Source organism: Paenibacillus sp. HJGM_3, from assembly GCF_045062745.1.
Lineage (GTDB): Bacteria > Bacillota > Bacilli > Paenibacillales > NBRC-103111 > Paenibacillus_AA.
Window position 1 is genome coordinate 66,103 of sequence record NZ_JBJGED010000013.1, and the last position, 22,155, is coordinate 88,257.

15 protein-coding genes are annotated in these 22,155 nt (G+C 57.9%); 12 read left to right on the forward strand and 3 right to left on the reverse strand.

Annotated features, from left to right (window positions below):
• Positions 1 to 32 precede the first annotated feature (32 nt).
• The 12 genes from ACI5FR_RS15945 (at position 33) to ACI5FR_RS16000 (ending at position 18,337) form a co-directional block, all read left to right on the forward strand.
• Positions 33 to 1,448: an MBL fold metallo-hydrolase gene (locus ACI5FR_RS15945; RefSeq protein WP_405455943.1), complete on the forward strand. Its 1,416-nt coding sequence runs from the start codon at positions 33 to 35 to the stop codon at positions 1,446 to 1,448.
• 59 nt (positions 1,449 to 1,507) lie between these two features.
• Positions 1,508 to 2,101, forward strand: coding sequence for a histidine phosphatase family protein (locus ACI5FR_RS15950; protein ID WP_405455946.1), 594 nt, complete (start codon positions 1,508 to 1,510; stop codon positions 2,099 to 2,101).
• Positions 2,102 to 2,338: 237 nt separating this feature from the next.
• Positions 2,339 to 3,313 carry a polysaccharide deacetylase family protein gene (locus tag ACI5FR_RS15955; RefSeq protein WP_405455949.1) on the forward strand — a complete coding sequence of 325 codons (975 nt, stop codon included), beginning with the start codon at positions 2,339 to 2,341 and terminating at the stop codon, positions 3,311 to 3,313.
• Positions 3,314 to 3,350: 37 nt separating this feature from the next.
• Positions 3,351 to 5,030, forward strand: coding sequence for a hypothetical protein (locus ACI5FR_RS15960; protein WP_405455951.1), 1,680 nt, complete (start codon positions 3,351 to 3,353; stop codon positions 5,028 to 5,030).
• A 126-nt stretch (positions 5,031 to 5,156) separates the two neighbouring features.
• Complete coding sequence (locus ACI5FR_RS15965) at positions 5,157 to 6,014, forward strand: ABC transporter permease (protein ID WP_405456124.1); 858 nt, start codon at positions 5,157 to 5,159, stop codon at positions 6,012 to 6,014.
• 25 nt (positions 6,015 to 6,039) lie between these two features.
• On the forward strand, positions 6,040 to 6,921 hold the full coding sequence (locus ACI5FR_RS15970; protein ID WP_405455954.1) for a carbohydrate ABC transporter permease: 882 nt from the start codon (positions 6,040 to 6,042) through the stop codon (positions 6,919 to 6,921).
• Positions 6,922 to 6,973: 52 nt separating this feature from the next.
• On the forward strand, positions 6,974 to 8,239 hold the full coding sequence (locus tag ACI5FR_RS15975; protein ID WP_405455957.1) for a DegT/DnrJ/EryC1/StrS family aminotransferase: 1,266 nt from the start codon (positions 6,974 to 6,976) through the stop codon (positions 8,237 to 8,239).
• Positions 8,236 to 9,129 (forward strand): carbon-nitrogen hydrolase family protein, encoded by an 894-nt coding sequence (locus ACI5FR_RS15980; protein ID WP_405455959.1) that lies wholly within the window; start codon positions 8,236 to 8,238, stop codon positions 9,127 to 9,129. Before ACI5FR_RS15975 ends, ACI5FR_RS15980 begins: the two co-directional genes overlap by 4 nt.
• A 63-nt stretch (positions 9,130 to 9,192) precedes the next feature.
• A complete protein-coding gene (locus tag ACI5FR_RS15985; protein WP_405455961.1) occupies positions 9,193 to 14,379 on the forward strand; it encodes a hypothetical protein in 5,187 nt (1,728 codons plus the stop codon).
• Between the two features lie 3 nt (positions 14,380 to 14,382).
• Positions 14,383 to 15,279, forward strand: coding sequence for a carbon-nitrogen hydrolase family protein (locus tag ACI5FR_RS15990; RefSeq protein WP_405455963.1), 897 nt, complete (start codon positions 14,383 to 14,385; stop codon positions 15,277 to 15,279).
• A gap of 177 nt (positions 15,280 to 15,456) precedes the next feature.
• The gene (locus ACI5FR_RS15995; RefSeq protein ID WP_405455965.1) at positions 15,457 to 17,274 is read left to right on the forward strand and encodes a peptidoglycan D,D-transpeptidase FtsI family protein; all 1,818 of its coding nucleotides are present in this window, start codon (positions 15,457 to 15,459) and stop codon (positions 17,272 to 17,274) included.
• A 109-nt stretch (positions 17,275 to 17,383) separates the two neighbouring features.
• The gene (locus ACI5FR_RS16000) at positions 17,384 to 18,337 is read left to right on the forward strand and encodes a YheC/YheD family protein (protein WP_405455966.1); all 954 of its coding nucleotides are present in this window, start codon (positions 17,384 to 17,386) and stop codon (positions 18,335 to 18,337) included.
• A gap of 75 nt (positions 18,338 to 18,412) precedes the next feature.
• Here the strand turns inward: ACI5FR_RS16000 and ACI5FR_RS16005 are convergent, their stop codons facing one another.
• The 3 genes from ACI5FR_RS16005 to ACI5FR_RS16015 are packed head-to-tail and all read right to left on the reverse strand — an operon-like array spanning position 18,413 to position 22,062.
• Positions 18,413 to 19,567, reverse strand: coding sequence for a Ger(x)C family spore germination protein (locus ACI5FR_RS16005; protein WP_405455969.1), 1,155 nt, complete (start codon positions 19,565 to 19,567; stop codon positions 18,413 to 18,415).
• A 1-nt stretch (position 19,568) separates the two neighbouring features.
• The gene (locus ACI5FR_RS16010; protein WP_405455971.1) at positions 19,569 to 20,987 is read right to left on the reverse strand and encodes a spore germination protein; all 1,419 of its coding nucleotides are present in this window, start codon (positions 20,985 to 20,987) and stop codon (positions 19,569 to 19,571) included.
• A complete protein-coding gene (locus ACI5FR_RS16015) occupies positions 20,980 to 22,062 on the reverse strand; it encodes a GerAB/ArcD/ProY family transporter (RefSeq protein WP_405455973.1) in 1,083 nt (360 codons plus the stop codon). Before ACI5FR_RS16015 ends, ACI5FR_RS16010 begins: the two co-directional genes overlap by 8 nt.
• Positions 22,063 to 22,155: the final 93 nt, after the last annotated feature.

Genomic DNA, 22,155 nt, shown 5'->3' on the forward strand with positions numbered 1-22,155 from the left:
CTAGCAATCGTAAGAATCGGGAGGCGGATGTTTTGCATGAAGGGCAATTGATTTTTTTTGGCGGCGTAGGGAAATCTGGGGGCGTCCAGGTTCTTTACGGTAAAGGGAAGCAGGCTGTTTTATTCGATTTCGGAGTCGAGCACAGCAGCCTTCTGTTCCCTAAACAGCTGACCCTATATGAACCGGTAGGCGCGACACCGGGGCGCGAGCTGCGTCAATATTTGCTTGGCGGAATGACGGCGCCGCTACTTGAACTGTATGATCCCGAGCAAATGAATGGACTGGATCCGGCAATGGTGCGGCGTGCATGGGGCGACCGTGAATTTCCTCATTTCGAAAGTCTCAGTCTGTTCATCGGACACATGCATACGGATCATATCGCGGTACTTCCTTATGTTCACCCCGATATCCCCGTGTATATGAACTTCGACGCCCATTCCTTGTTCCGGGGTATGGTTGCGGGCGGCCACAGCCCGGATACCAAAGCACAGATCAAAGCCTGCGACGATTTGAGCGTTATCGATTTCGGGGAATTTACGATGCAAATTGTCGAGATGGATCATAATGCGACAGGTGCGGCGGGCATTATTATTGACGACGGCACCCACAGAATCGCCTATACAGGGGATTGGCGCCGTCAAGGCAAGCATCCGGAACGGATCGACCGGTTCATTGAGTTGTGCCGCGACAGACAGATCGACTTGCTGATCACGGAAGGAACGCGTCTTACCTCCGACCCGTCCGCCGTGCTTTCCTACCAGATGACGGAGGATGAGCTGCTGTCCCGTTTCTCGGAAATCGTAGGTATAGCAGACGGGCTTGTGTACTTGCAGATGTCGCCGCGGGACTTGGAGCGAATGGCCAACATGATCGCTATTGCGACGGAGAAAGGGCGGAAGGTCGTGATGGAGGCTTCTCATGCCGTCATCTGGCATACCGCGAACCGCGAAGGCTTGCGTATTCTCGATGGCCATCCCGCCCTTGACGAAGCGATCCGAATCGTCGACGCCACGGTAACGAAAGGCATGGCGGTTCCCTATGAAACGATCTCTCTGGAAGAAATGGCCGAACAAAAGTGCGAGTATGTATACTTTTTCAAATTTCCCGACCTTGCCCATCTGATAGAATTGGAAACCCTCGGCGATTTGCAGGAGCGGTCGCATTTCATTCAATCGGATTACAGCGTCAAGCTCGATCATGCCGATGTGGCCAAATATTTGAAGACGTTCGGCATCACCGGCCATTCATTGTCCAACGGGGGGCACGCCCATCCCGAGGCGATATCCGACATGATCGAACGGATTGCGCCCAAAGCGGTTATTACGCTGCACAGCCGTTATCCGGAATCGCAAAACGCGAGAGGCGTTAAAGCTTATCATCCGAAAAAAGGGGAGACGGTATCGGTGTCTTCCATCCTTGCGGCCGCCGTCAGCGCTGGAAACGGATGATCCGGCATTCTGGGTTGCAATATTAGCGATATAGAGATCGCAGAGGGAGAAGAGATTCCATGGCCACGATCACTTTCGTCAGACACGGAATTACCGATCACAATATTGAGAACAGAGCTCAGGGGCACACTCAAAATCCGCTGAATGAAACGGGGAGAGCGCAAGCGGCATTAGTGGCCAAGCGACTCTCCGAAGAGCAATGGGATGTGTTTATTTCCAGCGATTTAAGGCGAGCGCGCGAAACGGCAGAAATTATTTCCGCTGCAATAGGCAAGCCCATCGATTTCTTCGATGAACGGCTGCGGGAAATGGACGTAGGCAAGATTGCCGATACGATTGAATCGGAACGGATCGAGCGGTGGGGACTAAATTGGAGACAGCTTGATATGGGCCAGGAAACCCACGAGTCGATGCGTGCCCGCGGTATGAGCTTTGCAAGGGATATCGCTTTACGGTTTGCCGGTAAAAAGGTTCTCGTCGTCACGCACGGATATTTTTTGGGGCAAACCCTCAAGGAGCTGATGCAGGACGAGTCTACCGGTGACGAACTGCGCAATACTTCGGTAACGACTATCGCATATAAGGATGAGAAGCGGGAATATTTGCTTTACGATTGCGTTAAACACCTGCATGACCATTCATGTCGTAGCTAAGTTAAGGAGTCGGTCGCACGCGCCTAACTGAACGCCATGAACTATGACCTCTGGAGCATTGTGTCTCCGGAGGTTTTTTCTATGTCCGCCGCTCCCGGCCCAAGCCGGAATAAAGCAATAATCTGCAAAAGATGAGCAAGATTTTTTAAATCTTCTAAAAACGCCTTGTTGTATAGTGAAGACACGAATGGCACCATCAACAGCACCGCATATCGAAACAAGGTTAAGGGGGGCAGCATGTATCCAAACGGCGCAAGGTTTGCTGTACAGCTCAGCTTCGACCTGGAAATGGTGACGAATTTTCCGTATTGGCCGAGTTTTTGGAACCATCGGAAGGGGGCTATCGACGAGGCGACCAAAACGTACGTCGGCAAGATCAATGCGAAGTGCGAAGCGTACGGAGCGAAGGCGCATTACTTCCTGGTAGGCAGTCTGTTCGAGGACCCGGATGTCGACTACCTGAAGAAAACGGTAGCTTCGGGGCACGCGGTAGGCAACCATACGTACACGCACGTCAATCTCAAAGCGCGAGAGGTCGAGCGGCTCGCGGGTGTGTACGACCGCTGTCCATGGAGGGCGGCCGGCCGGAGCGCGCAGGAGATTGTTCGGCAGGAGCTTCAGATGACGACCGCGGCGATCCGGCAGGCCTTAAGCGTCGAACCGAAAGGACTGCGTTCGCCCGGCGGCTTCGCGAACGGCTTGCAGGACGACGCCGATGTGCAGAAGCTGTGCCAGGCGGAAGGCTTCTGGTGGGTGTCGACCCACTACAACGATTCGTTGTACCGGAATTACGAAGCTTCGTCCGCCGAGGTTACGAACAAGGTGGACCTCGATACGCTATCGGAAGCGTTCAACCGGTCCCAGCACGTCCTTCAGCCATACCGGTATGAAAGCGGTTTACTCGAGCTGCCGCTCGCCGGCATCACCGATGTCGTCGCCTGGCGCATTTACCGGCCGGATTTGACCGAATGGCTCAGCATGTTGACCCGGGGGGTCGACTACGCGCACGAGCACGGCCTCGTCTTCACGCTGACGACGCATCCGGCGGTATTGGCCGCGATCGATCCGTTCTGTCAGACGGTCGAGGTCGTGCTGCGCCGGGCGCTTGAGAAGGAAGGCGGCGTCTGGCTCCCCGACCTGGAAGAGGTGGCGGCCCATCTGAACGAGACCGGGTATAGCCGCCAACCCGCGAACCTCGCGAAAACGCAATGATGGCTTCTCCAATTCGAAATGCAGGAGGTCAATCGAAATGAAGAGTTCCCGATTTCGTATGGCAATCGCCGCGACGACGGTGTTCGCGCTGCTCGCCGGGTGCTCGTCGTCCACTACGACGGAGCCGAACGCTTCAAACGCGCCAAGCCCTTCAGGTGCGCCAACCGGCTCAAGCGCGCCGACCAGTGTGAACGGCAAATACGACCCGCCCATCGATATTACCACGGTGGGGCAGAACTGGTCGGTCATCAAGTACGCGAACGGCGAATCCCGAACGGACAACGCCTGGACGAAAGCGTACTCGGATCAGCTCGGGATCCGGCTGAAATACAACTGGGTCGTCGACAGCACCCAATACGCGACGAAGCTGAACTTGTCGCTCACATCGGGCGATTTGCCCGATTTCCTGAGTGTCGACGGCGTGCAGTTCAAGCAGCTGCTGGAAGCGGACCTCATCCAAGACTTGACGGAAGTGTATAAGCAATACGCGCCCGAGAGCTACAAGAACATGATCCAGCAAAGCGGGCCGAAGCCGATGCAGGCCGCAACGGTGAACGGCAAGCTGATGGCGTTCCCATTCACGGGAAACGGCAAGGAAGCGACGCAAGTCGTGTGGATCCGGACCGATTGGCTGAAGAAGCTGGGGCTCTCCGAGCCGAAAACGATGGATGACTTGTTTAAAATAGCCGAGGCGTTCACAACGCAGGATCCGGACGGCAACGGCAAAAACGACACGTTCGGGTTCGCGCTCGACAAAGATTTCAGCTACCACAGCTTCGTCGGCTTCGTGAACAGCTACCATGCCTATCGCAACATGTGGATCAAGAGCAGTCAAGGATCACTCGTTTACGGCGACGTGCAGCCCGAGATGAAGAACGCGCTCGGCAAGCTGCAGGACCTGTACAAGAAAGGGCTGCTCGACAAAGAGTTCCCCGTCAAGGACACGGCCAAAGTCAATGAAGACCTCGCCGCGGGCAAAGTAGGCATTACGTTCATTGATACCTCCGCCGCCGCGGGTGTGCTGCAAAAGGTCAAAGATAACAATCCGAACGCCGAGTGGGACGCCTACCCTCTCTTGTCCATCGACAGCCAGCCCGCGAAGCCTCAGGTGACGAGCACCGGTCCGATCGCTTACTGGGTCGTCAAGAAGGGCTACAAGCACCCCGAGGCGGTCCTCAAAATGATCGATTTCTTCATTCAGAGCTACTACTTGACTAAGGACGAGAAGGTCACACAGACATACATCTCTTCCTTGGAAGGCGTGCCGAACTACTTGCTCACCGCGGCTTCCTCGTATATGCCCTACAACAATTTAACCACACAGACCAACGTCTCCAGCGTCCTCGAGGGCAAGAAGCAGGTCGCCGACCTGAACCCGCTTGACCGTGCCTGGTACAACCGCATCATCGAGTTCAAGAACGGCAACAACGCTTACTGGGGCATCAACAAGTGCTTCGGCATCAACGGGGCACGCAGCATCGCCATCAAGTACATCGAGAACAACATGCTGATGGAGAACGAGTTCTTCGTCGCCTCAACGCCGGTCATGTCGGAGAAGCTCGCGACGTTGGAGAAATTGAGAGACACGACGTTCATCAACATCATTACGGGCAGCGCCGGAATAGATTCGTTCGACAAGTTCGTGGACGATTGGAAAAAAACCGGCGGCGATCAAATTACGAAGGAAGTCAACGACTGGTACAAAACGCTTAAATGACGATCCGACCGACGGTGGCCGCCCTGCGCCCTAGGGTGGCCTCCTCGCTCCATCGTCTCCGCAATCGGCAAGGAGGTGCGGTTGTTGATCCGCAAAAACAGAATCTCTCAGCTTCCTTTTCACCTAATGCTGCTCCCCGGAGTCGTGCTCGTCCTGATTTTCTGCTACGGACCGATGGCGGGAATCGTCATCGCCTTTCAGAAATTCATTCCGGCGAAAGGGATTTTCCACTCCGATTGGGTCGGCCTGAAGAACTTCGACTACATCTTGCATTTGCCGGATATTTTCCAGGTGCTGCTGAATACCGTCTATATCGCCTTGATGAAGATCGTCGCGGGGCAGCTCGTCCCGATCCTGATCGCGCTGCTGCTGAACGAGCTCCGCAAGGAGCGGTTCAAGCGGGGGATCCAGACGCTGATCTATTTGCCGCATTTCATGTCCTGGGTCATCCTGAGCGGGATCCTGATCGACGTGCTGTCGCCGAAATCCGGGCTCGTCAACGTGACGCTGCAGCATTTAGGGATCGATCCGATCTTTTTTCTCGGCGACAATCGCTGGTTTCCATATGTACTCGTCGTCTCGGAGGTGTGGAAGGAGTTCGGCTTCAACACGATCGTCTATTTGGCCGCCTTGACGAGCATCGATCCGACTCAATACGAGGCCGCGATCATGGACGGGGCGAACCGGTGGAGGCAGACGTGGCATGTGACGCTGCCGGGCATGCGGCCGATCATCGTTCTGCTAGCAACGCTGAGTCTAGGGAACGTGTTGAACGCCGGCTTCGAGCAAGTGTTCAATCTGTACAGCCCCGTCGTCTACCAGAGCGGGGACATCATCGATACGTTCGTCTATCGCATCGGCTTGATCAACGCGCAATTCGGTCCCGCCACGGCCATCGGCCTGTTCAAGTCCGTCGTCTCGTTTGTTTTCATATCCACCGCCTATTTCTTGGCTTACCGGTTGACCAACTATCGCATTTTTTAGCCTTTAGCTTCGGAGGTGAACCCGTATGATAAAACCGTCCACAGGCAGAACCGTGTTCCTCGTTTGCAATTATGTGTTTTTGACGCTGCTCGCCTTTCTCTGTCTGCTCCCGATCGTCAACGTGTTCTCCGTCTCGCTCAGCGCCGCTTCCGCCTCGGAGGCCGGACTCGTGCGCTTGTGGCCGGTCCGGTTCACATGGAAGTCCTATGAATACGTGCTGGGGTCGAATGCGTTCCTCCAAGCGATGCTGATTTCGTTCAAACGGGTCCTGCTGGGTTCGTCCATCAGCTTGCTGCTAACCGTCCTGATCGCGTACCCGTTGTCCAAAGAAGTGAATGTGTTCCGATGGCGGACAGCCTATGCCTGGTTCTTCGTCATTACGATTCTGTTCAGCGGCGGGTTGATCCCGCTCTACATGGTCGTCAAGGCGCTCGGCCTGATGGATACGATCTGGTCGCTCGTCTTGCCCAGCGCCGTTCCCGTGTTCCTCGTCATTCTGATGCTGAACTTCTTCCGCTCTTTGCCCAAGGAGTTGGAAGAAGCGGCGCTCGTGGACGGCGCCAGCCATTGGCGGACGATGACCAGCATCTATGTGCCGTTATCGCTCCCGGGGCTCGCCACGTGCACGCTGTTCTCCATGGTCGGGCACTGGAATGCGTGGTTCGACGGATTGATCTTCATGAACTCCACGGAGCACTATCCGCTGCAGAGCTACCTCCAGACCGTGATCGTACAGTCAAACTTGGACGTACTAAACCAGGTGGATTTGCTCCTGATGCAATATGTATCGGACCGTTCGGTGAAAGCCGCGCAAATCTTCATCGGAGCGCTGCCCATCCTGATCGTGTATCCGTTTTTGCAAAGGTATTTCGTCAAGGGCATCGTAGTGGGAAGCGTCAAGCAGTAAGTAGGGCAACGAGCGCCCTCTTAATAAATTCAGACAAAGGGTGGATGGGAAGATGGACAAACAAAATGTAAAGCTAGGCAACGCCAAATTCGGTTCGGCGGCTCAAATCCGATCGACGCGGGGACTTCCTTCCGTCTTCCCGCGGGAGATGGGGCCGAATACGCTCTCGTATTTGCAGCAAGTTGTCGAATCGGGACTCGCTTCGGACATGGTAACGCGCTTCGAGAAGGTGCTGGCGGAAGCGCACGGCCGGCAATATTGCATGCTGACGCCAGGCTGCACGAACGCGCTCTTCGCCTTGTTCGCCGGGCTGGAGTTCAAGCCGGGCGATGAGATCATCGTTAGTCCGATCGCAGACTATGGCGATTTGGCCGGCCTGCTGTTCCACAACTACATTCCCGTCTTTTGCGATACGGAGCCGGGGACCGGGCTGATCTCCGCCGAGACGATCGAGCCTTGCATCACGGAGCGGACGCGCGCCATTCTGGCGGTGAACTTCTTCGGCTTGCCGTGTGATTACGATCCGATCATGGCCCTCGCCCGCAAGCACAACCTCGTCGTCATCGAAGACGTGTGCCAGAGCATCCTGTCGACGTACAAAGGCAGGCTCGCGGGGACGCTCGCCGACGTAGCGGTGTTCTCCTTCGACTCGGAGAAGACGATGGGCGCCGATATGGGCGGAGCGATCCTGACCGACGATCAGGAGCTGTACGACCGGATCGTCAACCGTTCGATCGCGCGCGGCGCCGTGAACTACCCCGGCTTCGGCCGCAAGCACGTGTACCAGGGGCTGGCGCTGCGCGCCCCGCAATGCACGGCCGCGACATGTCTCGGCAACTGGGAGATTCTGCCCCGGCAAGTGGAGGCCAGGATGCGCTCCGCGGCGATGCTGAACGACAAGATCCGCTCCATTCCCGGCGTACAAGTGTACGAGGTGCCTGCCGATCGCACGCACACGTATTGGATGTACGGCTTCAGCGTCGAGCCGTCGCAGCTCTCCTGCACGGCCGATCAGCTGGCCGACGAGCTGCTGGAAGCCGGCATCCCGTGCGGCATGGGCAAATATTACGTGCTTCCGGCCGGCGTCCCGTTCCTCGCGGAGAAAGTCGCCCAAGGCGTCTATCCGTTCAACGTCCCGACGGCGTCCAGGGCGGTCAATTATGACGCGGACGAGATCGTGCCGAATGCGGTCGCATTCATGAACCGGTGGATCCGCTGGATGTGGACCGAGAAGTATTCGGACCAGGATGTGGAGCTGATGGCGTCCATCATTGAGGAAGTTTGCAGCCGTCATCGGATCGAGGAGGATGAACAATGAGCAGAAAAGCGGTGCTGGCGACCGTCTCCTTGCATGTAGACGAACAGTCGGCCATACCCGGTGTCAATATCGAGAGAGCGCTGGCCTTGATCGAGGAGGCGGCGAAGTGGAAGCCGGATTTGATCGTGCTCCCCGAAGAAATCGACATTTACCGTCTGCCGCCTGAAGAAGTAGCCCGGATGGGAGAGCCCGTGCCGGGAGGGCCGATTCAGGCGAAGTTTGCGGCCGCAGCCGCCCAATCCAACTCGAACATCGTGCTCTGCATCCGGGAACGTGACGGGGAGCATCTGTACAACACCAGCATCGTGCTCGACCGGCAAGGGAATTACGCGGGCAAGTACAGGAAAACCCATCTGGCTCCGGGAGAGTGCGATCAGGTGCAGCAGGGAGACGACTACCCGGTGTTCGACTTGGACTTCGGCAGGATCGGCATTACCGTGTGCATGGACGTGCATTACCCGGAATTGTGGACCATCCTGGCGCTGCAGGGAGCGGACGTCGTCGTGCATCCGACGATGTGGATGGATTATTCGGGCAATTTGTGCGAATCGCTCGTCAATGCCCGGGCGATCGACAACCAGATCTACGTCGTGACCAGCCATTATATCCAGATGCCGTATTTGTCCGGCAGAACGATGGGGCATGCCCGGATCGTCGACCCGTACGGCCGGACTCGGGCGGATACGTCGCACCGGCCGGGGGTGGCAGTCGCAGAGGTCGACCTGGATGAGTCCTATGAATACTGGGCTACTGGAGAGCTCAAGAAGAAGTATCCAACGCTAAAGGAGTGCTTCCTCGGGATGCGCCGTCCCGAAACGTACGGCATCCTGACCCGCCCCGACAGCGATAACAACTGGAGAGTGAAAACACCCGTTCTGTACAAACCGTAAGCGTTCAAGGGAACCGCATCCCGCTCCGAATACCCCGATCAGGCAAAAAAGGAGATGGCAATTGTGTTCAAAAAATGGGTACTTGTCGTTTTAACGGCCCTCTTCCTTCTACCTTTCACTTCCCTAAGCTCCGTATCGGCATCGCCGCAGCCCGGAGAGGCCAAAGGGCAATGGCCCTCCTGGAGAAACGACAACGGCAACACCGGCTACCAGCCGGATCCGGGGATTGTGACCGAAGCTGCAGAGACCGGCAAAGTGTTCGTCAAAGGCTCCGTGGACCGGGCGCCCGTGTTCGCCGACGTCAACGGGGACGGTTCGAACGACATGGTGATGGTGGACGCCGGAAGAGTCGCCGCCGTCGACATGAACGGGACCGACCTTTGGATGTCCGATGTGATTTTGGCCTCAAGCGTGTATGCGGTCGAAGATTTGAACGGGGACGGGAGCAAGGAGGTCGTCGTATTCGGCGACAAGTTGCTCGTCATCTTGTCGGCCGGGTCCGGAGCGGTACTCTATACCGCCGAGCTCGATGACCAGCTGACGGAGCCCCGCTTCAAAATCGGCGATTTCGATAAGGACGGCAATATGGAAGCTGCGTTGTGGTCCTACAAGAAGCCGTTTATTTATATCTACAAGTTTTCCCGGGCGGCGGACGGCTCCTTCGCAGGCGAGCTCGTCAACCGAATCGTGGACACCCGCTCCGAGAACCAGGGGAATATCGCCGCGTTCTATCCCGGCCTCGCCTTCGCGAATATGGACGATGACCCCTATGACGAACTGGCCGTCATCCGGCATGGCGGGATTGATCTGTACGACGGGCAAGTGATAGGGACGAAACGGCAAACGACGGGGATCTTATACGAACCGCTTGCATTCCAAACCGTAACGGCGGAAAGCGAATACCCCGGCGGAGCCTACCCGCCGTCCCGTCTGATCGACGGCGATTTGACCTCCTACTACATCAGCGAGATCAAGTCGGGCCCCGGCGTGACAACCGGTTCAGGCTGGGTGGAGCTTGGCTTCGGTAGCCCGAAAAACGTGAGCAAGCTGTCCGTCTACCGCCTGCACGGCTGCGGCTTCGAGGTGCAGACTTGGGATTCGCTGGAGGGATGGGTGACCCGGGCCACTTTCCGCTCTACGGACGTCCATTACAGTCAGGACGGCGAGTTTAGAACCGACATTGATTTCGGCTCCTACGTGCTCACGGATAAAGTGAGAATCAACGTAACGTCCAGCAGCTACGGGAACGGCGTGGATGCGTACCAGGTTCAGTTCACCGAAGTGAAAGCCTTCGGCGAAGATCTGCTGTCGGCGGTCACGCCTACCAAGCTCGACCGGACGTGGATCAAATCGATAACGGCCGATTCGAACTATCCGGGCTACACACCCGAGCTGCTCGTGAACGGCAACACTGCGGACTATTGGATCAGCGCGCAAAAACCGGATGCCGGCGCAGGCAATAAAGGCGAAGCCGTCATCCTGACGGAGCTGACGAAGAAGCGGATGCTTACGGCGATCAAATTCTATAACCTGATCGTGCCCTATGTGACCGTGGAAACATGGAATATCCAAAAAGAGATGTGGGAGGTCCAAAAGACCGTCGATGAACCGTCGTCCGTGAACGTAGGCGTCGTCACGTTCCCGACCCCTATCGAAACGAACAAGGTCCGGGTCAGCGTCAAAAAAAGCTCGTTCGGGAACGGGAACGGCCTGTACCACGTCCAGCTGTCGGAGATGGAGCTGTATGAGCTGACGACGGACATTACCGTGAATTCCGTCACCGCCGAGAGCGAGTATCCGGGCGGGTCTTATCCCGCTGCCAACTTGGTTGACGGCAACACGAACTCCTATTTCATCAGCCAGCCGAAAAACGAGGCGAGCGGCAGCACGTGGGTCGAGCTGGGCTTGCCCGCCGGGACGGTAATCGGCACCATCGTCATTCATGGGCTGTTCGCTCCGAACGTGGAAGTGCAGACGATGGAGAACGGCGCCTGGCAAACGAAATCGAGCGTCAATCTGTCCCAAGGCCCGAATCCGGCCACAATCGATCTCAGCAGTGCGCCGCTCGTGACCGATAAGCTCCGATTGTACGTGAGCGGCAGCAATTTCGGCAGCCCGGGAGCCTACCATGTCCAGTTCACTGAGGTTCAATTGTTCAAGCCGGCGGGCAAGGCGGATGAAGGGATTACGCCGGAGCATAAGGTCGATTGGATCCCGACCGGTGCGGAATCGGGCAGGAACTACGGGTATTTCACGCTCACCAACATCGACAGCGACCCTTACCGCGAGGCGGTTATCGTGGCCGACGGCGTCTCGTTCCATATCGGTGCAGCCGACAATCAGGCCGGCGAGCTGTCGCTGCTGTGGGATCGCTACTTCGGGTATGCGGGACAGCCATCGAAGGTGGACGGGTTGCAGCGGGTCATGAAGGTAGTGAACGACCCCGTCGTCGACGTGAACCAGGACGGCAAACCCGAGATTGTGTTCGGCATGTATGAATCGGTCCCGGGCGAGTCTCATGGGAATTGGTCCATTCATGTGTGGGATGCGTCCAATCCGGGTAATCCCGCCAACATGAAGCTGCCCGGTTACTATCTCTGGGGAATCGAGGACGTGAACGGCGACTCCAAGTTCGAGCTGCTCGTAACGGAGGAAACGGTGGAACGACCGTCGGGGACCGCCCCGATCCAGGTGTTGGCCTTGAACGGGAGCGGCGCCTATGAGCCCATTTTGAGGCTGGAAGGCAGCTCGTTCGTCTTGGCCGGCCAACCGGTCGGCAATCATGTAAGCGCGGCTTCCTACTCCGGATTAAGCCGGCCGCTGGTTTACGATTTTAACGGCGACGGCAAAAAGGATTTGCTCGTCTATTCCGGAGGCGGCTATAAGGCGCTCGGCTTTAACGGAACCGCCTATGCGGTTGTGGCAGCCTACGACTCCAGCTACGGCTCGCCTTTTGCAGCGTCAACAGATAAGAACGGCGCTCCCGTCTTGTTCATGGATAACGGCCTGGGTATCCTCACCGCTCTCGATCGAGCCGGCAACGCTATATGGAGCCGGGCGAGCGGAGGCCCGCTTAACGTCATTCCAGTCGTCGCCGATCTTGACATGGACGGCGTGAACGAGATGATCGTCTCCGTAGGCAGCGAGATCTATGCGTACCGGATGGGCAAGAACGGCGCGGTCTTGTTGTGGAAGGCGGCAGGCTACGGCAAGACGACGTCCGGCGGCAATAGCTCCGTCGTCGTGGCCGACATGAACGGCGATAGCCGTAAAGAAGTGATCGCCGCCGGCTCCGTGGACGGCAAACCCGAGATTAGAGTGTTCGATGACGCCGGGCATGTGAGCTGGTCCTACGTGTTCACGAAGGATTTGCTGGGAAATGACCTCGGGTTTACGGCCGGGTCGATCCTCGATTGGCTGGCCGCCGATTTCAACGGAGACGGCGTGAAGGACCTATACGTGGCCTTGCAAAACACGTACCCGACCGGCCGTTCCGCGATCGTGGACGGGGCCACCCGGCGCTTGCTCTACATCACGGAACCGACGATCGAGATCACGTACTCGAATACGCCCACGTACCATACGCAGCGCGCCATGCTGCCCATGCCCGGCGAGGCGGCCGCTTACGATGTCGACGGCGACGGGGCTGAGGAGATTTTCTTCATCGCGCTCGAGACCTATGTGAAGCTCGACTATGACCGAACGACGCAGACCACCCGTCTCGATTATCACGTCGCGCAGAAGTCGGCACAGGATACGATCATTTACTATGACACTCCGATTGTGACGGATGTCGATCAGGACCGGGTATCGGCGGGTCCCGAGCATATCATCTCCGGCGGGTTCAACAGCTTCTCGGTGTTCGGCAATTCATTGCCGGTGCCGGGACAGCCGCTCGCCCATCCGAACCTTCTGTGGCACGTAACCATGCCGGTAACGGAGTACAATGATGACGACACACCGAAGAATTATGGCGACAACGATATTTATACGAGAAATCAAGGTGTCGCCGATGTGGACGGAGACGGGATCAAAGAAATCGCGCTGCAATATACGACGGATGACGACCGGGGCGACGATAAGTTCCGAGGGTTCCTGTACAGCTATGACGCCACGAACGGGAATGTAGAATGGAAATACGACTTGAAGGGCGAATTCGGAGGGAAAGGAGTGTCGGCGCGCGACATCGTCTCGGCGGATATCGATGGCGACGGCTTAAGCGAGTTCATCGTGACGACGAACACCGGGTGGGTGCTGGCCGTTAATGGAGAAAGCGATGCGCAACTGGCCTCCGCCGGGCAATCCCGCATTCAGTGGAAAGTAGGTCTGGGCGTATCCGCAGGCGTTCCTATCGTGGCTGATGCGGATAACGACGGCCGTTCCGACGTCTTGGTGCCTGCGGCGGACGGAGCTATTCACGTGATAGGGAAACCGCAGTCTATCGTGTCGGTGACCTCCAATGTGTACGCCCAACAGCCGAACGCCATGCAGCTGGTCGTCTTAACCGTGAATACGGCGAATATGGCCGATGATACACCCGTTACCGTACAGCTCGTCACTTACGGCGGGGCTCCGCTGTCGCCGGCCGTTACGGCAAGCGGAACGATCCGGGACAACCGGGCGGCGGTGCCGCTCATTGTGCCGAGCCGGGTACCGGCCGGAAGCTACGCTTTCCAAGTCACGGCGAATTCAGTTACGAATACGTCGCTAGCATACGCGATTACCACCTCCGCTCCCGCTGCGACGCAAGCGGTCAGCTTCCATGACGGAACGGTAACCACGTATACGTATGGGGATTTGGCGGCGGGCGGGACGATCGCTACGGACGGAATCTTATTTATCCCATCCAACTTTCAGTACCAGACCGGCAATGGGGCCGCGGTGAATTATTCGGCCGCCCAGGGGCTGTATATCGGCGGGAGCCTGACGACGAAAGCGGCCAAATCCGATATTACCCTGCGCTCCTCCCTAGGGCCGGTTGTGCTGGATCAAGCTTCCTTCGAGACGGCGACAGGAAGCAACGATATCACCGTGGAGGCCGGGACTTCCATCTCCGCCATAGGGACCAGGTTTACGACCAAGAACAGCGGGAAGATCAGTTTGACGGCGAACCAAACGATCGATTTGACGGGTGCAAGCGTAAACTCGGGCCGCGTCGAGCTGTCGGCGTCTAACGATACGACGAGTATCATGACGACGAACGCCGATTTCCATGGAGTCGTCCCGATTAGAACGTCGAACGGAGGATGAACCATGAGCCGAAAAGCGGTGCTGGCGACAATCTCCTTGCCCGTCGATGAGCAATCGGTCCGGGCGGGAGTCAATCTCGAACGGGCGTTGGCCCTTATAAGCGAATGCACCTGGTGGAAGCCGGATCTGGTCGTGCTGCCGGAGGAAATCGATGTCCTGTGCGGCGTTCCGAAGGAAGTAGCCGACCAGATGGGCGAGGCCGTTCCCGGCGGCCCGATCATGATGCGGTTCGCCGAGGCGGCCATACAAGCCGGTGTCAACCTCGTGCTCTCCATTCGAGAGCGCGAGGAGGACCGGCTGTACAACACGAGTATCGTCATCGACCGCCAAGGGCGGTACAAGGGCAAATACCGCAAGACCCATCTGGCTCCCACCGAGGAGAACGACGTCTTGCGCGGAGACAGCTACCCCGTGTTCGAGTTGGATTTCGGCACAATCGGCGTAACGGTATGCATGGATCTGCACTATCCGGAGATTTGGACCATCCTGGCGCTCCAGGGTGCCGACGTCATCGTGCATCAGGCGGGGTGGATCGACTATACGGGGAATCTCAACGAGTCCTTGATCAACGCCAGGGCGATGGACAACCAAGTGTATGTGGTGACGAGCCATTTCGTGAAAATGCCTTATTTGTCCGGGAGGTATATGGGGCATTCCCGCATCGTAGACCCGTACGGGCGGACTCGAGCGGATACCGGGCACCGGCCCGGGATGGCTGTCGCCGAGGTGGATTTGGATGAGACGTACGAATACTGGGCGGTTGGCGAGCTTAAGCAGAAATATCCGACATTGAAGGAATGCTTCCTCGGTATGCGGCGTCCGGAAACGTACGGCATCCTGACGCGTCCGGACTGTGAAAATAGGTGGCGAATCCAAAATCCCGTGTTGTATAAGGAATAACTGTGTAAAAGGGGGTTATCTCTCCAGTCCATTGCAAGAGATGATCATTTTCCTTTATATCATAGCGCCCTCCACAAGGGCGCTTTTTACTTTTCAAGAGTCGGACTAGGCGGCGCCGAAGAAGCCCATAATGGTCAGTAGATCACGCAAACAGCTAATCGGAGGTCGGGACATTTCATGAAGCAACTGGGCGCACGTACGTCCCTCAAGCGGAGATTGTTCATCGGATTGCTCTTTATGCTGTCGTTCATCAGCGCCCTCCTCTGGAGGCTGTTCCACATCCAAGTGCTGGACTCCGGCAGCTATTCGAGCCGGGATGTCGATCTCGTCGGCAACTCGGTCGCGCAACGCGAGACCGGCGTGGAGCTGGACAGCGGGCGGGGCCAGTTCTATGACCGTCACGGGACCGCCATCACGGGAGAACGCATCCAAGCGCTCGTCGTTTTCCCGATGAAGCCGCAGCTGGCCGGGCGCGATGAGGATGTGGAGCAGCTGATCGGACTGCTCGGCACGACGCGGGACGCATGGAATGCGTTCTACACGGGGCTGCTGCAGCCGAAGCTGTGGACGGACGGCCTGTCCGGGCAGCCGAAAGCGTTAACCGCTAAGCAAGTAAGCCAAATCCAGCAGCTGGCGCTGCCGGGGGTGAAGGTGTTCGAGACGGTTCGGCGCTACCCGGATCATGCTTCGGCGAAGCATCTGATCGGCTACATAGGGGAGAATCCGGAGCGGATCGCCCAGCTGTATACCCGCGAGCTGCAGAACGGACAGCTGTCGATCACGTCCCGCATCGGCGTCGCCGGGCTCGAGAAGACGCTGGAATCGTACCTGCAGGGCGTCGGCCATACGTCGATCAGCCAATTCACGGATGCGGAGTCCCGGCCGCTGCCCGGGCTCGAGACCCGCCAGGTCGCGCCGGACAACCCGTATTATCCGCTGCAGGCGATCACGACGCTCGATCTCCCGATGCAGCGTGACGTCGAGGCGGTGCTCGCCAAGCTGCAGGTCCGCGAAGGGGCCGTCGTCGTGCTCGACGCGGCGAACGCGGACGTGCTGGCGATGGCGAGCCGGCCCGACTACGATCCCCTGCGGGTGGACCCCGCAGGGGGAGCCTGGAGCAACCGGGCGCTCAAGGCGTTCGCGCCCGGCTCGATCTTCAAGACCGTCGTCGCGGCCGCCGCCTTGGACGAAGGCGTGGTGAAGCCGGACGAGCATTTCCGCTGCGACGGCTTCCTCGGCAAGTACGGCTTCACCTGCTGGCTGAAGAGCGGACACGGCAGCCTGACGCTGGAGCAAGCATTCGCGGTGTCGTGCAACGTCACGTTCGCGCGCGTCGCCGAGCGGCTCACCGGCAGCCAGCTGCAGGCGTATGCCGACAAGCTTGGCTTGGATCAGCAGGTCGGCTGGACGGACGCGTCGGGGCGCAAGACGTTCACCCAATTCGACTCGGAGGAGGCGGGGCAAATCTTCGACCGCCACATGCCGTCCGACGACGAGGGCGTACGCGTCCAGACCGCGATCGGCCAGCGCGACGTGCTCGTGTCGCCCCTGCAGGCGGCCAATCTCGTCGTGACGCTGCTGAACCGGGGCGAGGTGCGCCGGCCGCGCGTCATCGAGAGCATCCGCTTTCGCAACGGCGCCACGGCGCAGACTTTCTCCGAGCAGGTGCTCATGGGCCGCGGGGACGGTATCTCGGCCACAACGGCGAAACGGCTGACCCAATGGATGCAGGACGTCGTCCAGGACGGCACCGGCAAGGCGCTTCAGCAGGCGCAATGGCATCTCGCCGGGAAGTCCGGCACCGCTGAAGTGACGGTGAACGGCAAGCCGGCGGTGAATCAATGGTTCATCGGCTACGGGCCGGTGGAGCGTCCGGCCTACGCCGTGGCGGTCGTCGTGCCGAACGCGAGCGAGCGGGAAGGCGGCCAAGCGGTCGCCGTGTTCCGTGGCGTGATGGATGCACTGGCCCGGTATCCGTCCAAGATGAGCGAGTGACTACGGACGAACACACAGGAAGTCCCAGCCCTCCGGGAATATAATACGGCAAGGTTTGCTCAGGGAAGACGCTCGTTTTCGACCAATCTTGCTACATGGAGGGGAACGCATGGAGGAAGATCAGAATGCCGCCATCGGCGCGAATGCCGCATCTGGAGCGCCTGTAGACCCGTCAAATCTAACCGTCTCGGCAGCGTCTGCAAGTTCGCCGGACGTCCAGCCGCTCGAACTGGCCGGAGTACTGACGGACGGTTCGCCCGCCGATCATTCTACCGCCCAAGCAGCTGTTGCGGGAGCAGGGCCGGCAAGTGAGCCCCATCCGCTAGCCGGACCGTCGCCGGATGCCGCGTCCGACGAAATGTTCGGGTCCATCAGCAGCCTGGACGTTCAAATCCAATCCATTCGTTCCCGGAGGGTAGCCAGCAAATGGCTCAAGACGTCGGTCCTGCGGAAGGATCCGCGAGTGGCCCGCCACATCCCGGATACGCGCCTCTATACGAGCGCTGAGCTCTCGGCGATGCTGGACGCGTACGGCAAGGTGGTGCTCAAGCCCGTGGTCGGATCGGGGGGGTCGGGGCTTATTATGGTAACCCGATCCGAAGGGCATTATCTCGTTCGGCATGGACGTTCCATCCGGCGGTATTCCGGCTTCCCGGCGCTTACGGCGGCGGTGAGACGGATTGCGCGCCGAAGGAAGTATTTGATCCAACGCGCCGTTAACTTGGCGACCATTCACGGCAGGCCGATCGATTACCGGGTCAAAATGGAGAAATCGCGCAAAGGCTGGTCCACCAGGGCGATGGTCGGTCGGTTGGCGCGGCCGGGACTTTTCGTGACGAATCTGCGCCGAGGCGGGACACAGCTGAGGTCGGCCGACGGCATCCGCCGCTCCATATCGGCAGCCGCTGTGCAGCCGAAGAAGAACGAGATGCTGCACATTACCCGCTTGAGCATCTCGCTTCTGGAACGGGCCTTCCCAGGCGTCAATCGACTCGGCTTCGACTACGGCTTCGACCAGAACGGCAAGCTCTGGATGTTCGAGGTGAATACGGCTCCGAGATAGGAAGCCGCTCCTGTCGGACCCAACAAAAGAAGCTTCCAACCCCGCATCGTCAAGGGGGCCGGAAGCTTCTTCGGTTTACTTCACAAATTTGTATTTGCCGAGATACTCCAGATCGAGATTGACTTTGACCTGGCCGAGCGAATCGGGAGTCAGCACCAGCGTTTTCCCGTCGTTCGTCAGCTTGTTGTACAGCTTAGGCTCCTTCCGGTATAAATGCTGCGACAGCAGGAGCAAATCCGTATTGCTCTTTAGCCCGGCCAAGTATGTGCTCCGGATTTCCTCGGCTACGAGCTTTTGGGCGCGTTCCATGATTTGCTGCGAGGTTACCGGTACGTGCAGCTCGACCAGGGTGGCGTCCATATTGACCTCCACATCGAACGTGACGCGCTCCCCTTGAGGTTTCGTGACCACCTTGTAACGAGGCTTCTTCAGCTTCAGGACGGCGGTCGTTTTCCCGTCTTCGACCAGCCTTAGCGTAGACGTGACGGTATGACGATCCAACCATCGCATGCCTTTGATTTGAGCATCGGGGAAAAACCCGGAGTATTGCTCCTGATGGAACGCATATGCACCGGCGAACGCTTGCATCGCATGCGTCTTGCCTCCGGCCTTCCAAATCTCACTTTCCATCGTCAGCGCCGGGATGATTGCCCAGCGGGCTTTATCGTGATAGTCATTCATAAAGTCGTGCAGCTTCAGCGGCTGCACAATCGAATTCATTTTGTAATTGTCCATCGGGTTCTGCAAGATCGTATACAGACGGGACGCTTCGAAAGTAGGCGAGACGGAGAGCAGCTCGGGGATCGAAGCACTCGATCCGTAGATCCACATTGTGTACCGAAGCTCGCGAAATCGGTTCAAGTCCTCGAGAATACTGGCGAGATCGGGCCTCTGCATGAGGCGCTCGCTTAGAATCAGGACGGTCGAATGCCCCCAGACGATTTTTTTCGGAGCGCTACGGTAGATTTGACCGATCGCTTCATTGACGGACCGGCCTTTGCCAGAGGCGATCCAAGCTTTGGCCGGCGTTTCCGGCCCGGGCGATTCCTTCTTGGCCACCGTGGACATATTGGGCAACTGCACGTAGACGACGTACTGATCGTCGACATAATCCACGCCGAACGTCTTCACATAATCCAGCAGCTCGATGGCGTCGGCGTCCCAGCAGCCGGTGAGTGTGACGATGAAGAAGAGCGGCAAGCAGACAAAGCGCATAATTCGGCCCCTCATCTCACGAATCCCCCTTTTCCGGCTGCTTGCCCTTGTCCTTCACATTCAAATACTTCGGCCGCTGCTTCCGCTTTTTCCAAGGCATGTAGGAGATGAAGTGGAACAGATCCGGAAAACGGACCGGCGAGAGGGGCACCAGGAAAGGAACTCCGTAGGATCGGATGCTGGCCGCATATAAGAGAACCGCGAACACCGAGACAAGAAAGCCGAACATGCCGATGAACGAAGAGCAGAGCAGGATGAAGAGCCGGATCAGAATCGTCCCTAATGCCAATGCATTCGGCATCAAGACGAACGAGGACGTGCTCGAGACGGCGGCGATGAGCAGCGTGGCCGGCGACGAGAGACCGGATCGGATCGCCGCGTCCCCGATAATGAGGCCGCCTACGACGGAGAGCATGCTGCCGATCGAGCTGGGCAGCCGGTTGCCGGCTTCGATGAACAGCTGGAACATGAGCAGCATGATGAACATCTCGACCGGCTCGCTGAATGGCGTACCGTCGCTCGCCACCGTGATCGTAGCCAGGAGCGGGAACGGAATTTGATCCTGATGAAACGTCGTCAGTGCGATCCAGAAGCCCGGTAAGAACAGCGTAATCAGGATGGAGACGACGCGGACCAGGCTGACGAACGCCACGTAACGCTGAGGCGAATGCACGTCTTCCGCGACATATAGCAAGTAGGAGATGTCCACTGGTCCGGTTAAGGCGATTGGAATGCCGTCGATCAACAGGGCGAACCGGCCGGCTAAAAGGGCTTCCAGCACCATATCAGGCCGGCTCGTGATGCCGAGCCGCGGCACCAAGGTGAACGTCACGTCCGACAACAGAGCGGAGAGCTGCTCTCCGCTGTAGAGGGCGTCAATATCGATCTGCCGCAACCGATGGCGAATGCCGTTCAGGATGTCGGAGGAAATAATATCGCTCATGAACAAGAGCGAGACGCGCGTCTGCGTGCGCCGCCCGAGGACATACGGTTCGGCATGCAAGGATGCCGTTCTTAGCCGCTTCCGAATCAACGCCATATTCGTCACGATACTCTCGGTGAATGCATCGCGAGGGCCTAAATTGCTGGATTCGGTCGTGGAGTCTTCGGGACTCCGCTGCGGTAAATTGGAGAAGTCGGCTGCGAATAAAGTGCCGGTCCGTTCATTGAACATGACGAGCTGGCCCAGGAAGACGGCGTTCACGACGTCCTGCTCGCCGGCATCGTCGGGAAACGGCGTCATAAGGATGTCAGAAGGGGATTGCTGCTCGAAGAAGCTCGGCCCATGCTCGGCGAAGGCCGGCACGAGCAGCCGGTTCATCAATTGCGTATCGCACATGCCCTCCGCGTAGATAAGCAGCGTATCGCCTACAGTACGGAGTACCACGTCATGGCAATGGGCGAAGATCTGTGTCAATTGCGTCCGATCAAGCACGGGTCGTCCTCCTTGTCCGTATTCTCAAGGCCAGCAAGGCCAGCAAGATCGTTAAAGCCGCGAGCAGGATCAGATTGCCGGGCAAATAGATCGAGCTCAGAAAACGATAGAACACTACGTCCGAAACGGGGAGCAAAGAGATGATGCCGAGCAGAATGTAAAAGGGCAACAGAAAACGGACGACCGGCACCTTGCGGCGGTGGTTCAGCATCTCTTGCAGCAGGAACATCGAGGTCGTAATGCGCAAGAACGCTCCGGCCAGCCATTGATAGATCGAGAGAAAATCGAGCCGCTCGACGTTGCGGAGCAGGACGACCAGCTTCCATTCCTCGAATGCCGGATACCGAAGCTTGGTCACTTCCGCCGTGCCGAATTCGGCGATTCCCCCCATGACCGGTCCAAGTGTGAGGCCGACGAGCATCAGAGCTACCAGAGCCAGCTGCCAAAAGCGAATCGGGCGGGTCAAGTAGTGCTGCATGAAAAGCACGACAGTGAGCTCCATCAATCCGCAGCTGCAGATGAACATGCCTTTCCACACCGGAGCGAGGCCATTCTCCAGGACGGGGAATAACCGCGTGTAGTCTTTGTTCGGCATATTCGAGCTCATGACGAAAAAGCCCAGCGCCACGATTCCGGGCAGCAGGATGCCGGCCAGGATCGCGATGACCCGCAGTCCCTGAACGGAGGCGGCGTAGCAGAGCAGGACGAGGAAGAGCATGAGGGCGACTTTGGGCGTATTCGGCAAATAGGACGTAACCGCCCAAGTGAGCGTGTCTTGAATCGTCATGGCGGCGGCGAAAAACAAGTAGAGGCTCGCGGCGACGGCGACCCCATATCCCGCCAAGCGTCCGTATTTGCTCCGAATCCATTCGATCAGATGCTGCTGGCCGCTTTTTTTCATAATGAAGTAGAATAGAGAGCTCCACAAAACGAAAGGAATCGCGATCAGGATGACGGAGATCCAGGAGTCTCTGCCGGACCGGTCGAGCAGAATCGGAATGATGAAGACATGATTGATTAAGCCGACCGAGGAGAGGATGATCATCGTAACTTGCAGAAAGCCAATCTTGTTCATAGGAAGGTCTCCTATTAGCATTATTAATGTGGGATATCTTAGGAAAGTATTTCCGTGCGTCCACCAGAATATGTAACGACGGATTGGCTTATA